This is a genomic window from Arthrobacter sp. CAN_A212, assembly GCF_015752345.1.
In the GTDB taxonomy this organism is placed as follows: domain Bacteria; phylum Actinomycetota; class Actinomycetes; order Actinomycetales; family Micrococcaceae; genus Arthrobacter_D.
In genome coordinates this window covers 25,728-39,253 of sequence record NZ_JADOUT010000010.1, presented here as the reverse complement: position 1 = coordinate 39,253, position 13,526 = coordinate 25,728, and the positions used below count along the sequence as shown (strand labels likewise).

The 13,526-nt window shown below is 67.0% G+C and carries 12 protein-coding genes; 6 read left to right on the top strand and 6 right to left on the bottom strand.

From position 1 onward, the window contains the following. Positions 1-2: 2 nt before the first annotated feature. Entirely contained in the window at positions 3-1,043 is a 1,041-nt protein-coding gene (locus tag IWX64_RS09275; RefSeq protein WP_196866847.1) for a hypothetical protein, read from the top strand. A gap of 39 nt (positions 1,044-1,082) precedes the next feature. On the opposite strand, the gene IWX64_RS09270 is transcribed toward IWX64_RS09275, so the two are convergent. Next, complete coding sequence (locus IWX64_RS09270; protein ID WP_196866846.1) at positions 1,083-1,313, bottom strand: hypothetical protein; 231 nt, start codon at positions 1,311-1,313, stop codon at positions 1,083-1,085. A 20-nt stretch (positions 1,314-1,333) separates the two neighbouring features. Next, a complete protein-coding gene (locus tag IWX64_RS09265) occupies positions 1,334-2,545 on the bottom strand; it encodes a S8 family serine peptidase (RefSeq protein WP_196866845.1) in 1,212 nt (403 codons plus the stop codon). A gap of 289 nt (positions 2,546-2,834) precedes the next feature. Here IWX64_RS09265 and IWX64_RS09260 point away from each other — a divergent pair, with 289 nt between their 5' ends. After that, positions 2,835-3,455 (top strand): L-threonylcarbamoyladenylate synthase, encoded by a 621-nt coding sequence (locus IWX64_RS09260; RefSeq protein WP_196866844.1) that lies wholly within the window; start codon positions 2,835-2,837, stop codon positions 3,453-3,455. 171 nt (positions 3,456-3,626) lie between these two features. After that, positions 3,627-4,034: a GNAT family N-acetyltransferase gene (locus IWX64_RS09255; RefSeq protein ID WP_196866843.1), complete on the top strand. Its 408-nt coding sequence runs from the start codon at positions 3,627-3,629 to the stop codon at positions 4,032-4,034. Between the two features lie 18 nt (positions 4,035-4,052). On the opposite strand, the gene IWX64_RS09250 is transcribed toward IWX64_RS09255, so the two are convergent. Next, a complete protein-coding gene (locus IWX64_RS09250; RefSeq protein ID WP_196866842.1) occupies positions 4,053-4,490 on the bottom strand; it encodes a hypothetical protein in 438 nt (145 codons plus the stop codon). A 149-nt stretch (positions 4,491-4,639) separates the two neighbouring features. Here IWX64_RS09250 and IWX64_RS09245 point away from each other — a divergent pair, with 149 nt between their 5' ends. Both IWX64_RS09245 and IWX64_RS09240 read left to right on the top strand, forming a co-directional pair. Continuing rightward, a complete protein-coding gene (locus IWX64_RS09245) occupies positions 4,640-5,071 on the top strand; it encodes a LexA family protein (RefSeq protein WP_334683226.1) in 432 nt (143 codons plus the stop codon). A gap of 8 nt (positions 5,072-5,079) precedes the next feature. Continuing rightward, positions 5,080-6,423 (top strand): Y-family DNA polymerase, encoded by a 1,344-nt coding sequence (locus IWX64_RS09240; protein ID WP_196866841.1) that lies wholly within the window; start codon positions 5,080-5,082, stop codon positions 6,421-6,423. Between the two features lie 94 nt (positions 6,424-6,517). Here IWX64_RS09240 and cydD read toward each other — a convergent pair whose 3' ends face one another. The 3 genes from cydD to IWX64_RS09225 all read right to left on the bottom strand — a co-directional run bounded on the left by cydD (position 6,518) and on the right by IWX64_RS09225 (position 12,602). Further along, positions 6,518-9,904, bottom strand: coding sequence for a thiol reductant ABC exporter subunit CydD (gene cydD, locus IWX64_RS09235; RefSeq protein ID WP_196866840.1), 3,387 nt, complete (start codon positions 9,902-9,904; stop codon positions 6,518-6,520). Beyond that, a complete protein-coding gene (gene cydB / locus IWX64_RS09230) occupies positions 9,901-10,920 on the bottom strand; it encodes a cytochrome d ubiquinol oxidase subunit II (protein ID WP_196866839.1) in 1,020 nt (339 codons plus the stop codon). Before cydB ends, cydD begins: the two co-directional genes overlap by 4 nt. An 86-nt stretch (positions 10,921-11,006) precedes the next feature. Continuing rightward, positions 11,007-12,602, bottom strand: a complete 1,596-nt coding sequence (locus IWX64_RS09225; RefSeq protein ID WP_196866838.1) for a cytochrome ubiquinol oxidase subunit I — start codon at positions 12,600-12,602, stop codon at positions 11,007-11,009. A gap of 227 nt (positions 12,603-12,829) precedes the next feature. Here IWX64_RS09225 and IWX64_RS09220 point away from each other — a divergent pair, with 227 nt between their 5' ends. Then, the gene (locus IWX64_RS09220) at positions 12,830-13,525 is read left to right on the top strand and encodes a response regulator (protein ID WP_196866837.1); all 696 of its coding nucleotides are present in this window, start codon (positions 12,830-12,832) and stop codon (positions 13,523-13,525) included. Position 13,526 lies beyond the last annotated feature (1 nt).

Sequence of the window (13,526 nt, the reverse complement as noted above, 5' to 3'; positions counted from 1 at the left end):
TCATGTCCGAGCCCAGCTCCTCCCAACCACTCATGCCACCCCCACTGGGACCGCCAACCAACCGCACCTGGCGGGAACAGTCGATCACCACCGCCGCCCAGCTGAGGACCCTCGCCGAATGGGTCAGTCTGACGGACCCGCCCGTCGGGCTGAGTTCGGGCCAGGCCAGCGCGAAGACAGCCCTCGATCGCGCAATTCTGTGGCATCTGAACGCGGCCACAGACGTGGCATCCGAACGGTCACCCGCCATCCAGACCTCCTTCAACGGGGCGGTGGTGGAACGGGTCCTCAGCCAGCTGGATGCCGCGCAGGTGGCGCTGCTGCTCAGGGCACCGCTGAGTTACGTCCAGTCGCAGCTGCCCGGCATCCAGGCCCACGCCCGGCAGCACCTGCCCCGGCTGGATCCGCACCGGGTCGCCGTCGAAAAGGTGGTGAAGGCCGCAGCAGCAGCCCCTCTGGACGAGTCGGGGCGGATGACGTTAGTGGCCGCGTTCAGGGCGTCCTGCCTGGAATCCCGGGAGGAGTTTTCCCGCGTCCGCAGCTTCCGCAACGTGCTCTTCATGGGTGCCCTGGTCCTGGCAATCCTCGCCGCGGCGCTCGCCGTCGCCGGCTGGTTCCGCCCCGAGGAACTGCGGTTGTGCTTCGAGCCTGCCGGGGAATCTGTCTGCCCCACCGGCGAGCGCCCCCGACCGTGGGACGTCTTCTTCATTGAAGCGTTCGGGCTGATTGCGGCAGCGGTTTCCGGTGCCGCTTCGCTCCGGCACGTGCGCGGGACTTCCACGCCGTACGGACTGCCCATCGCCCTCGCCATCCTCAAGCTGCCGGCGGGTGCGCTGACCGCGGTCCTGGGCCTGCAGCTGATGCGCGGCGGGTTTGTCCCGGGCCTCAGCGACCTGGACAATCCGGCCCAGATTGTCGCCTGGGCCATCACCTTCGGCGCGGCCCAGCAACTGTTCACCGGGTTGGTGGACCGGCAGGCACAGACGGTGCTCGACGACGTCGGCGGCAAGACGGGGACAACCGCCGACGGGAACGGTCCCTAGCGCGGCAGCTGGCTGGTCTTGCTGCCGGGCAGGTCGGAGCTACTGGATGTCGCTGTCCGGCGGAGGCAGCACGAACCGTACCTCCCCGTCCACTGAGGACACTCCCTCGACAGCCTCCAACTCCGACCGGCGGTCGTCCGGTGCGGAACCGGTGATCATGCCGACGGTTTCCAGGACCCGATCGATCTCCAGCCCGCAGGACCGCAACCGTTCAGCGACCTCCTGGATTTCGGACCGGTGCGAGTCCCGCACGGTGACAGTGAAGTTCACCTGTCCTCCTTCAGTCGTAGCTAGTCCTGCGGCGCCAACACGAGGCCTGAACCGACGTCGACGGAGGGCAGCAGGAGGCGCTGGCTCTCCTGCGCCAGCGCCGACCACAGTTCCCGCCCCCGGTAGCCCGTAGCCTGAGCCCAGAGCGCGGCGACGCCGGCCGCGTGCGGCGTCGCCATCGACGTCCCGCTGATGCTCCGGTACCTCCCTGGCATCAGCCAGGACGAGTACACCTGGAATCCGGGGCCGGCCACGTCCACCTGTCCCCCGCGGACCGGTAACGTCCGGGCCGAGAAGAACGCCATCTCAAGCTGCTGGTCCAACGCTCCGACCGCCAGGATGAACGGACTGTTGGCTGGAGCGCCCACAAATCCGTAGTCGTTCTGCCGCCGGTCGGCGTTGTTTCCGGCCGCCGCGATGATCAGTGACCCCTGATCCAGTGCCCGCCGGCCGACCGCTGTGTAGGGCGGGTGGACCTGCGCGATGTCGGCTCCGAGGGACATGGAGATCACTGCACACTCGTTGGCCATCGCCCAGTCGATGCCGGCGATGATGCCACCGTCGCTGCCCGACCCCGAATCTCCCAGGACCTTCCCGGCGAAAATATCCGCTTCGAATGCGACCCCGTACGCCGGGCCCTCCTCCGGCGACCGCGGTCCACAGGACGTGCCGATGCAGTGGGTCCCATGGCCGTGGCCGTCCTGGGAGGTTTCCCCCGGTACGAACGATTCGGTGGTGATTTGTCGTCCGGCGAAATCAGGATGGCTGGAGTCGAAGCCCGTGTCCAGGACCGCCACCCGGATGCCCGCTCCACTCCACGGCGAGGTGTCGGCGGCTACCGCCTGGAGACCCCAGGTCAGTTCGCCAGAGTCCTGGAACAGTGTGGAAGGTTCCCCGGGCGACTCGGTCAGCACATGGTGGATCAGCTCGGGCGATACCGAAGCGATCGTGCCCTCCTCGGAAAAGGAGCGCAGCGCCCGTGCCTGCTGCGGATCGGCCGACACCACTGCCACGCCCAGCCGGGAGAACACTGTGGCAGCTGCGCCCTCGGTCTGGTCCGGGGTCGCTGCACGGGACCCGAACTCGCGGGAGTCGGCGATGCTGGCCATCCCTGCGGACCTCAGGAAACCTGGTGCATCCTGTTCCGCGTCGGCGAAGACGACGATGAAACGACCGGTGGTTTCCGGCTCCTGTCCGCGGGAGCGGCTGCCGGAGGACTCAGATTCAATCATTGTGGCACTCTACCTTTGGGGTGCTGGGCGATAAAGCATTCCGGGGAATAACCTTTTCGGGATCAAGCCATGGGGATAGGGTCCCGGGCAATCACCTGACGCACAATCTTCTGGGGCACCGCCAAGGTATCCCCCACCGCGTTACTTCCGCGTTATCTCACAGTCATTTGCCCCGTGCCGGCGAGCACGAGAAGCGGGCGACGCCCGGGGACGAAACCCTCGCGGGTTTGCTCTCCCAGCGCACCGCGGGATAGGACCCCAGAGCCGCTGCTCGACGTATGCTCTTCGCATGGCCAAATTTTTCGATGTACACCCGCAGGATCCGCAGCCGCGCGCGATTGCCCAGATTGTCGACGTCATCCGGTCCGGCGGGCTGATCGCGTACCCCACCGACTCCTGTTACGCACTGGGCGCACAGCTGGGGAACAAGGACGCACTGGATCGCATCAGGTCCATCCGGAAGCTCGACAGCAAGCACCATTTCACCCTGGTCTGCAAGGATTTCTCCCAGCTGGGACAGTTTGTGCACATCGACAATGACGTGTTCCGCAGCATCAAGGCGGTGACGCCGGGGAGTTACACGTTCATCCTGCCCGCCACCAAGGAAGTGCCACGCCGGCTGCTGCACCCCAAGAAGAAGACCGTGGGCGTCCGTATTCCGGACCACCGGATGGTGCAGGCGCTCCTCGCCGAGCTGGACGAACCGCTGCTGTCGAGCACCCTGCTGCTCCCCGACCAGGAAACGCCCCTGACACAGGGCTGGGAAATCAAGGAAGAGCTCGACCACCAGGTGGACGCCGTCATCGACTCCGGGGACTGCGGTGCCGAGCCGACCACCGTCATTGATTACTCCAGCGGCGTCGCTGAGGTGGTCCGGCACGGGATGGGTGACCCCTCCCGCTTCGAGTGAAAGTGAGCTGATCATGCCGCACACCGTCCGTCCGCTCGACGCTTCGACCTGGGACGCCTTCGCCGAACTGATGGAACGCAACAACGGCGTGTTTGGCGGCTGCTGGTGCGCCGGGTTCCATCCGGAAGGTGCCGAACGTGGCCTCGACCACCGCGAGGCTAAAGGGAACGGGTGTTCTTGGACCGCGCGCACGCGGCGCTGGTCTTCGACGATGACGGCGCCGCGCAGGGCTGGTGCCAGTTTGGCAGTCCCCGTGAGCTGACCCGGATCAAACACCAGCGGGAGTATCTCAAGGCCGAGCCACCGGTCCCGGACTGGCGGATCACCTGCTTCTACGTCGACAAGAAGCACCGGGGGCAAGGTATTGCCAGGACGGCACTTGAGGGTGCCCTGGACCTGATCGCCCGGCGGCGCGGCGGCCTGGTGGAAGCGATTCCCGAGGTCACTGCCGGCCGGACCGCGCACGGCCACTTCCTGTTCAGTGCCACCGTCGAACTGTTCGAGGACTGCGGCTTTACCCGCCGCCGCCAGGTGGGCAAACACGCCTGGATTGTCGGCCGGGTACTCGACCCCAGGTGAGCCCGACGGCGGCTGGCGTCACCAGTCCTGCCAGCGGCGGTTGCCCTGCAGGGGAATGGCACGGCGGAACGGCCCGCGCTGCTCGTTGTCCTCGGTAGTCCAGGAAATCAGGACCGCCGGCTTCTTGCCCCGCAGGTACCCGCTGAAGGTGGCTTCCCCCGAGGTCTGCATGGTGCTCCGCAGGTGCGAGGAGTCGACCGTGAACTGCTCGAACTGCACATCCACCCCCGTGGCCTTGGCGGAACCGGTGTTGGTCAGTACCCAGATGTTGTCCTTCTGCCAGTACACCGCCCAATCGGCTTCCCTTTCCCGCGGCGCCTCGGCGGGCTCCACCACGGGTGTGGATGCGGTGGCCGGGGTGCGCCGCTTGCGGTCGACCGCGAGCGCCGCCCATCCACCGGCAAAACCAAAGCCCGCCGCGACTACTGCCAGCACGGGGATCAAGATCCAGTCCATCGCTCGTTTCCTACTTCATTTACAGGCGACAACCCGGCTGGCCAGTCGCCCCCGTAGCGTTGCCGCGTCCCCGTGAAATCTAGCACCAGCGGGACCGGCAAGTGCTACGCTGATTACGTTCGAAGATATGTTCTAGTTAAAGGGATGTCGTGACAGTTGTAGCCCAGATCGCCCCTTTGCAGGGAACCCCGCCCGGGCAGCTCACCGAGGTCAGCCCGGTCTCCGTTCCGGCCGGTTTCCCGTCGCCCGCCCAGGACTATTACGACGGCGGGATCGACCTCAACAAGCACCTCATCAAGGACACCACGTGCACATTCATCGTGCGGGTCTCCGGGGACAGCATGTCCGGTGCTGGCATCAACGACGGGGACGAACTGATCGTTGACCGCTCCCTCACTCCCCTCCACGGCTCGGTGGTGGTGGCGATCCTCGACGGCGAACTGACGATCAAGCGGTTGCACCTCGGTACCGCCGGCGTCATTCTCAAAGCCGACAACCGGGACTACCCCGACATCACGGTGGCTGAACTCTCCGACCTCACGGTGTGGGGTGTCGTGACCCGCTGCCTCCACTACGTTTAGGCACCACCATGGGTGAACGTCCCACGCGTGCCACCCCGGGCCACCACCCCTCGGCCGCGGCGGCGGGATGGACCGGGACATCCCGGATAGCGCTGGTGGATGTCAATAGCTTTTACGTCAGCTGCGAGCGGGTCTTCGATCCCCGGCTGGCGGGCGTTCCCGTCGTCGTCCTGTCCAACAACGACGGCTGCGTGGTGGCACGCTCCAACGAGGCGAAGGCGCTGGGCATCCCCCTCGGTGAGCCCTGGTTCAAGATCGCGGCGCAGGCACCCGGGTGGGGGATGATCCAGCGGTCCAGCAACTACGAGCTGTACGGCGACCTGAGCGCCCGGGCGATGGAGCTGATGGGACGTTTTGCCGCGTGGCAGGAGGTGTATTCGATCGATGAGTCGTTCCTGGGACTGGCGGGGTCGCCGCGGGCGTTGCAGGAGCAGGGGACAGCCATCCGGACGGCGATGGCCCTGCATACGGGCCTTCCGGTGTGCGTCGGGATTGCCCCCACCAAGACGCTCGCCAAGTTCGCCAACCGGGTGGCGAAACAGAACGCCGCAATGGGTGGGGTGTGCAGCCTGGACCTCATGCCCGACGCCCATATCGATCACATCATGTCCCGGGTGCCGGTGACCGGCATCTGGGGGATCGCGGGGAGGCTCGGGAAGCGGCTCAACGCGATCGGGGTCTTCACGATCGCCGACCTGCGCGCCGCGGATCCGGTGCTGATGCGGCGCAAGTTTTCGGTGCTGATGCAGCGGACCATTCTGGAGTTGCGCGGGATCCCCTGCATCGAGCTGGAAACGGAGCGCGCGGACAAACGGCAGATGATCTTCTCGCGGTCTTTCTCGACGCCGGTCACCACGCTCGAGGGCATGCAGCAGGTGATGAGCCTCTATGCCCAGTCAGCCGCCATCCGCCTGTCCCGGGCGAACCAGCTGGCCAAGAGCATGACGGTCTTCGCGGGGACGTCGCCGTTCCACCACACCGCCTCCTCCTTTCCCTCGGTCGCGCTCCGGCTGGCCGCTCCGACAGCAGATCCGGTGCTACTGACCCGCGCCGCCGTCGGTGCCCTTGACGGGCAGTTGGTCGAGGGCGCGCCCTATGCGCGGGCGGGCGTGATGCTCACCGATCTCTCCCCCGCCGGCTATCAACCGCAGTTCGATACGTTCGTGTCGGTGCACGAGCGACGCAACATCGGGGCACTGCTGGGCCAGGTAACCGACCGGTACGGGGCCACCAGCATCGGACTGGGACGGGCCGGCATCAGCGCCCCGGCCGACTGGACGATGAGCCGCCGCTATTCCTCCCCCCGGTACACCACGGAATGGGACGAACTGGCCATTGTCAGGGCGGGCTAGGTAGGGCGGGCTATTTGAGCCAAAGCCCCCGGACAGCGCGGTTCAGTGTCCGCCGATCACCTCGCGGCAGACCTGCTGTTCCCCGGCGCAGCGCTTAGCGAGCGACCGCCGCGAGCGTTCCCTGACTCGTCAGCTCAAGCTCCGTCTCACACCGCGATGCCTCGTCCCGGCTGTGGGTCACCATCACCACGAATTTGTCCGCCAGACCCCGGCGCAGATCGGTCAGCAGTTCGCGGGCGGCCGCCGGGTCCAGGTGCGCGGTGGGTTCGTCGAGCAGCACGACGTCGGCCTGGGTCAGCAGGGCGCGGCCGACGGCGAGGCGCTGCATCTGCCCACCGGACAGCCAGGTTCCACCCGGGCCGACCTGCGTGTCCAGCCCCGCCGGTAGCGTCCTGACGAAGTCCCCCAATCCGGAACGGTCCAGGGCCGCATAAAGGTCAGCGTCGGACGGTGACGCCGTCGAATCCCGCGCCAGGGCCAGATTGGCCCGGACGCTGGACTGGAACAGGTGCGCCTCCTGCGGGCACCACGCGATCCGTGGCGCACGGGCCCCGCCCGGCTCTCCACTGCCGGTCGGTTCAGCGCTGCCGGTCGGTTCACCATTGATGAGGTAGCTGCCGGCACTGAGCGGCAAAAACCCAAGGAGCACTCCCAGCAGCGTCGATTTTCCGCTGCCGGAGGGTCCCGTCACCGCCAGCCATTCACCTCGCTGCAGGTCCAGCGACACGCCAGCGAAGGCGGGGATCGACTGGTCCGGATAGGTGTAGGAAGCATCGCGAAGCTCGAGGGAATCGACCGGTGTCGCGGCCGTCCGCTCGGCGCTAATGTCGGCGGAACCCAGATCGGGCACCACCCGGTCACCGACCGCCCGCCACGCACCGACCTGGTGCACAGCCGTGTTGACCGCGACGAACGGCTCGATCAGGGCCAACTGCATGAGCACGACGACGGCGGCCACGGCCGGGTCCACCCCCGCGGCGGAGCCCACCATGGCCAGGGCGCCCAGAGAACAGGCGAGCACGGTCAACCCGTTGGCCAGTCCCTGCGCCCAGGCGCTGCGATCAAGCCTTGCCGAGACTGCCGCCTCCAATCTGGCGACGTCGGCGCGCAGCAGCCCGTCTGCGGCGTTGGCGCTGAGGTCCGGTGCGGCGGCGAACATCCGCGAGGTGGTGTCGAGAATTTCAGCCTTGAGTCCCACTGCGGCGCGGCGCGATGAACGGTCGGCGGCTAGGACCAGGGCAGGCGCCGCCACCAGGCAGAGGGCGAGGAGCACCAACTGCCAGTACATACCGGCGGGAAGCAGCAGGGCGGTGGTGATGGCTGCGGCCAGAGCGGTGAGGACGCCGACCAGCGGGGCGAAGATCGCCCGCGGCGACAGGTCCCGCAGCTCGTCGACATCGCCGACCAGCTGTTCAAGGACTTTGCCGCCGCGGCCGAGTTTCCGCCACGCGGCAGGACGCTCCAGCAGTCCATTCCACAGCCGCAGCCGCAGCGTGTTGGTGCTTTCGAAAATGGCGTCATGAAGGCGGAGGCGCTCGCAGTAGCGGAGCACCGAGCGCCCAATCCCGAAGAAACGTACTCCCACAATGGCGGTCAGGAGGAAAAGAATCGGGATCTGTTCGGACGCGCGCACGATCATCCACCCCGAGGTGGCGGTCAGCGCCACGGCGAACAGGGTGGCGCCGGTACCGAAGAGCAGGGCGGAGACAAACCGTGGGCGCCACGGCTGGACCATGGCAACGCTGCGGGCCAGGGCAACCTTCCCTGTCCGGGCCGGCGGCTCCGTGCCGGGTCGACGGCGCTGGACAGCAGCGCTGGCCGGCAGCGCGGCGTTCGTCGGGGCTTCCGGTGGGGGGCCGCCGTCGTCCTGTCCTGCCGATCCGCCGGCGACCGCGATCACCTGGTCGGCCAGCGACACGGTCGCCGGGTTGTGGGCGACCAGCAGGACTGTGGTGCGCCCGCGCAGTGCCGCCAGCGCGGTTTCCACGGTCCGGGCGGCGCGGGCATCCAGATGGGAGGTGGGCTCATCCGCCAGGAGCAACGCGACGTCGGCGTGCTCCACCCGGGCGAGCGCCCGCGCGACCGCCACCCGGCGAAGCTCGCCCGGACTCAGGTCGCCGCTCCCGGCGTCCAGCAGGTCCAGGGCGTCCAGGTGGGTGAGGGCGCGTACCGCTGCATTCCGCTGTTCGCCCGGACCGGCCAGCCCGGAGTAGAGACCAATTTCGTCGGCAACAGTGGGCATGGCGAGGACCGGGTGTTGCGGAATCCACGCGATCTGCGACCGGGTAATCCCGGTGATGGTGCCGGACACCCGCGCACCTGCCCCGTGACCGCGAAGTCCGGCGAGCACTTCCAGCACCGAGGTTTTCCCTGTTCCACTGGGTCCGGTGAGGGCGGTGATGGTTCCGTGGGGCAGCGTGAGGTTCAGCCCGTCCACCACGGTTCCCGCACGGCCCGCATAGCCGATGGTGAGATCCCTGACCGTGATCGTCGAGCGTTGCGGCTGTGGGTCGGTCGAGGGGAGCAGGCTGCGGATGGCCGGGGCGTCGATGACCCGGCGGGACCGTTCCAGCGCGTCGACCCCGTCCTCGCTCGCATGATGGGCAGCACCAAGGTCCCGGAGCGGAGCGAAGCACTCGGGAGCAAGAATGATCGCGAGGAGTCCGATCTCGAGGCTCAGGTCTCCCCCGATGAGCCGGACGCCAATCACCACGGCCACCAGCGCAACCGAGATGGTGGCAATAAGTTCCAGGGCAAGGGAGGAAAGGAACGCGACCCTCAGCGTTTCCATGGTCCGGGTCCGGTACTGCCCGGCGACCTCGCGGAGTGCCCTGGTCTGGCTGCCCGCCCGGCCCAGCCCCACCAGCACGGGCAGTCCGCGGGACAGCTCGAGGAGGTGGTCGGAGAGCCGGTTCAGCGACGCCGAGGCCTCCCCGACCTTATCCTCCGTGTGCTGCCCGATCAGGATCATGAAGATGGGCACCAGGGGGACGGTCACCACGATGATGGCGGCGCTGAGCCAGTCCGCGGCAAGAATACGCGCACCAATCAGCAGAGGGACTACTGCGCAGGTGACCACTGCGGGCAGGTATTTGGTGTAGTAGTTGTCGAGTCCGTCGAGCCCCCGCGTGACCAGAACGCTCAGGGCACCGGTCCCGGCGTCGGCCGAGGTGCCGCCGTCGTTCATCACGCGGGTGGCAATCGCGGTGCGCAGCTCCTCTTTCGATCCTGCAGCGGCCCGCTGCGCCACCGTTTCCTGCCACCAGGTCGCCAACGCGCGGAGGACCGCTCCGGCGACCCCCTGCAGCAGGACGGTGGGGAAATCGACGCTCAGGGTGTTCCCGGAAACAGCGAGCGAGGCGACGCCGGTTGCCACAGCCTGGGCGATCAGGACCAGGCCCGCCGCCTTCAGCGCGGCGAGCAGGCCGAGGAGGTAGAGCGCACGTTTACCGGCGGCACCCACCGGCAGCGTTGGCCTCATTGGGCTGTCACGGCGTGGGCGGGCGGGATGTGGCTCCGGCTGACCCGTTTGCGGAAGACCCAGTAGGTCCACCCCTGATAGACCAGCACACCCGGCAGTCCCACCAGCGCGACGACGCTCATCACGGACAGGGTGTACCCGGAGGAGGAGGCGTTGGCGACCGTCAGGTCGAACGCCGCGTCGAGCGTTGAGGGGAGGACCACGGGGAACGCGGCGGTGAAGATGGTGGTGGTTCCCGCGGCAAGGAACGCCGCCATTCCGATGAAGCTCCACCCGTCGCGGCGCCGGCGGGCCATGACCCAGGCAAAGGCCGCGCCCCCGACGGCGAGCATCAGCGTCAGCCAGGTGATGCCCTTGCCACCCGAGGAGTGCACCACTATCGCCCAGACGGCCATCGGCAGCAGCCCCCAGGGCATCCACCGGAGGAATTGCCGCCGTGCACGGGCACGGATCTCGCCGTCGGTCTTGAGCACCAGGAATCCCAGGGCATGGACGAGGCTGAACAGCACTACGGCAGAGCCGCCGAGGACAGCGTAGCCGTTGAACCAGGCGAAGGCCCCGCCCACCCGGTCACCGTTGTCGTTGATGGGCAGGCCCGTCGTCGTCAGCGCCAGGGCCGCTCCGATGCCGAAGGCCGATACCAGCGATCCGAGCGCGATGGCCCAGTCCCACCGGGTGCGCCACGCGTCGTTGTTGCCTTTCCCCCGGTACTCGAAGCCCACGGCACGGAAGATCAACCCCATCAGGACGAGCAGCAGGGGCAGGTAGAGGGCGGAGAACAGTGACGCGTACCAGAGGGGGAAGGCAGCAAAGGTGGCCGCACCGGCCGTGATCAGCCAGACCTCGTTGCCGTCCCAGACCGGCCCGACGGTGTTGAGCAGTACCCGCCGGTCCTGGTCGGTGCGGGCGAAGAGTTTCATCAGCATGCCAACACCCAGATCGAAGCCCTCCAGCAGGAGGTACCCGGTCCAGAGGTACGCGATGATGACGAACCATAGGGTGGGGAGGAATTCCATCTCAGGTCTCCAGTCGATCGATCAGGACCACCGCGTGCGCGGCGGGAAGCACGGGGGCAGCGGACACTTCGGTAGCGGACACCGGGCTAGTACGCGAACGCCAGCACGTCGCCGTCGCCCTTCTTCCGGGAGGGGTCGCCCCCGGAAGTGTCGTCGTCGGGGTCGTCATGCTGCGGCAGGAGCTCGGGCATGGCCGAGGGCACGCCCCCTCGCACGTACTTGACGAGCAGCTTGACCTCGACGACCAGCAAGACGCTGTACACGACCGTGAAGGCGATGAGGGAGATGGCAAGCTCCACGGCGGAGACGCCGGGTGACACGGCGGCGGCAGTGAACATGAACACGTTGTCGATGCCGCTGGGGTCGGGGTTAGGGGCAACCACAAACGGCTGCCGGCCCATCTCGGTGAAGATCCAGCCAGCGGCGTTGGCGCCGAAGGGGGCAAGGATCCCCAGGACCGCGAGCTGCATGATCCGTTTGGATTCCGGGACCGTCCCCCTGCGGGTCAGGAACAGGGCAACCGCCGCCGCGAATGCTGCCACCGCTCCGAAGGTGATCATCATCCGGAAACCCCAGTAGGTCACTTCCATGACGGGCACATAGTCGATTTCCATGCCGGCGCGTTCCCCGTACATCGGATCATCGGGGAGGTGGGTTCCGTACTGTTCCTGGTACTGCGGCACCAGGGAATTGACGCCCTGGACCTCGGTGGCGAAATCCCCGTTGGCCATGAAGGAGAGCATGCCGGGGACCTCGATGACCGCCACGATGTCATCACAGTTCTGGGAGCCGAGGTTGCCGACCGACAGCACGGAGAATCCGGTCCCGTCGTGGCAGGCCGCTTCTGCCGCGGCCATCTTCATCGGCTGCTGTTCGAACATCAGTTTGGCCTGCAGGTCGCCGGTGACGGCGACGCCGGCGAACGACACGACGGCGACGACGGCGCCGATCCGCAGTGAGCGGAGCCAGACCTGGTGGTCGGCGGCGTCCCGGCCCGTGCTCTCGACGCTACCCACGGTGACCCTGCCATCGGGTCCGACGGTGTCGATGCCGTCGCGGCGGCGCTTCCACAGGTGGTACCAGCTGATGCCGAGCAGGAACCCGCCGGCCACCGAAAACGCACCCAGGATGGTGTGCGGGAATGCGACCAGCAGGGTGTTGTTGGTCAGGACCGCCCAGATGTCCACGAGGACCGGACGTCCGTCCACCATTTCCACTCCTACCGGGTGCTGCATCCAGGAGTTGGCGGCGAGGATGAAGTAGGCCGAGAGGATCGACGCGGTGCTGGCACCCCAGATGGTGGCCAGGTGCAGGTTTTTGGGGAGGCGGTCCCAGCCGAAGATCCAAAGTCCCAGGAAGACTGACTCAACGAAGAATGCGAGCAGCGCCTCCATCGCCAGTGGGGCACCGAAGACGTCACCGACGAACCGCGAATACTCGCTCCACGCCATGCCGAACTGGAATTCCTGCACCAGCCCGGTGGCTACCCCCATGATGAAGTTGATGAGGAACAACTTTCCCCAGAACTTGGTCATTCTCAGGTACTGCGCCTTGCCGGTGCGGACCCACATGGTTTGCATGATGGCCACCAGCAACCCCAACCCGATGGTGAGGGGCACCATCAGAAAGTGGTACACGGTGGTGATACCGAATTGCCATCGGGCAAGCTCTAGGGCTTCCATACGACTTCCTTTGAACCTTTCAGGGCGGACGCCCTCCGATCCAGGGTTTCCACACAGAGGTCCACTATTGTGGTTTCTACGCTGCGTAGAAAAGCTGACTTCTACACAGTGTAGAACAGCTGGTTGACCGTCGCGAAACCGGCGGGCAATCCCGCGTCCGAGAGCTTCACAGGTTCTCCACATGTCATCCCAACCGTGTCCAGATTCGCGCTTGTAGGCTCAGGACCATGACAAACGGCAGCGGACCAGCCCACACAGTGTTGATCGTCGAAGATGATCCGACCATCAACCAGGCGCTCGCCGACCGGCTGGCGGCCGAAGGGTTCAGGACCGTCAGCGCCTTCGACGGGCCGGGGGCCCTCACCGCGTACACCGAGCATGATCCGCAGCTGGTCATTCTCGACGTTATGCTTCCGGGCTACGACGGACTCGAGGTGTGCCGACGGATCCAGGCCCTTCGGCCCATCCCCGTCCTGATGCTCACCGCGAAGGTCGAGGAGACCGACCTGTTGATCGGCCTGGGCGTCGGCGCCGACGACTACGTGCTCAAGCCGTTCCGCATGCGGGAGGTGGTCGCCCGGGTCCGGGCCCTCCTGAGGCGGGTTGACCGGGCTGCCCAGTTGGCCGTCGTCAGGGATCCGAAGGTGACGGTCGGTGACCTGGTCCTGCACCGCGACACCCGGAGAGTGCAGCTCGCCGCCGTGGACATCCATCTCACCCCCCTCGAGTTCGACCTCCTCGCGATGCTCGCCGAGCAGGTGGGGACCGTCCGGACCCGGGAAGCCCTCATGACCGAGGTCTGGGGCTGGGCGGACGCCCGCGGCACCCGCACCCTCGACAGCCATGTGAAATCCCTGCGCGCCAAGGTGGGGGCCACCCGGGTCCGCACCGTGCACGGCGTCGGCTACGCGTTGGAGCAGTGAC

Bases quoted from the DNA above. Each gene is read 5' to 3' on its own strand.
- IWX64_RS09275 (WP_196866847.1), top strand. From the start codon at position 3: ATGTCCGAGCCCAGCTCCTCCCAACCACTCATGCCACCCCCACTGGGA.
- IWX64_RS09265 (WP_196866845.1), bottom strand. From the start codon at position 2,545: ATGATTGAATCTGAGTCCTCCGGCAGCCGCTCCCGCGGACAGGAGCCG.
- IWX64_RS09260 (WP_196866844.1), top strand. From the start codon at position 2,835: ATGGCCAAATTTTTCGATGTACACCCGCAGGATCCGCAGCCGCGCGCG.
- IWX64_RS09250 (WP_196866842.1), bottom strand. From the start codon at position 4,490: ATGGACTGGATCTTGATCCCCGTGCTGGCAGTAGTCGCGGCGGGCTTT.
- IWX64_RS09240 (WP_196866841.1), top strand. From the start codon at position 5,080: ATGGGTGAACGTCCCACGCGTGCCACCCCGGGCCACCACCCCTCGGCC.
- cydD (WP_196866840.1), bottom strand. From the start codon at position 9,904: ATGAGGCCAACGCTGCCGGTGGGTGCCGCCGGTAAACGTGCGCTCTAC.
- cydB (WP_196866839.1), bottom strand. From the start codon at position 10,920: ATGGAATTCCTCCCCACCCTATGGTTCGTCATCATCGCGTACCTCTGG.
- IWX64_RS09225 (WP_196866838.1), bottom strand. From the start codon at position 12,602: ATGGAAGCCCTAGAGCTTGCCCGATGGCAATTCGGTATCACCACCGTG.
- IWX64_RS09220 (WP_196866837.1), top strand. From the start codon at position 12,830: ATGACAAACGGCAGCGGACCAGCCCACACAGTGTTGATCGTCGAAGAT.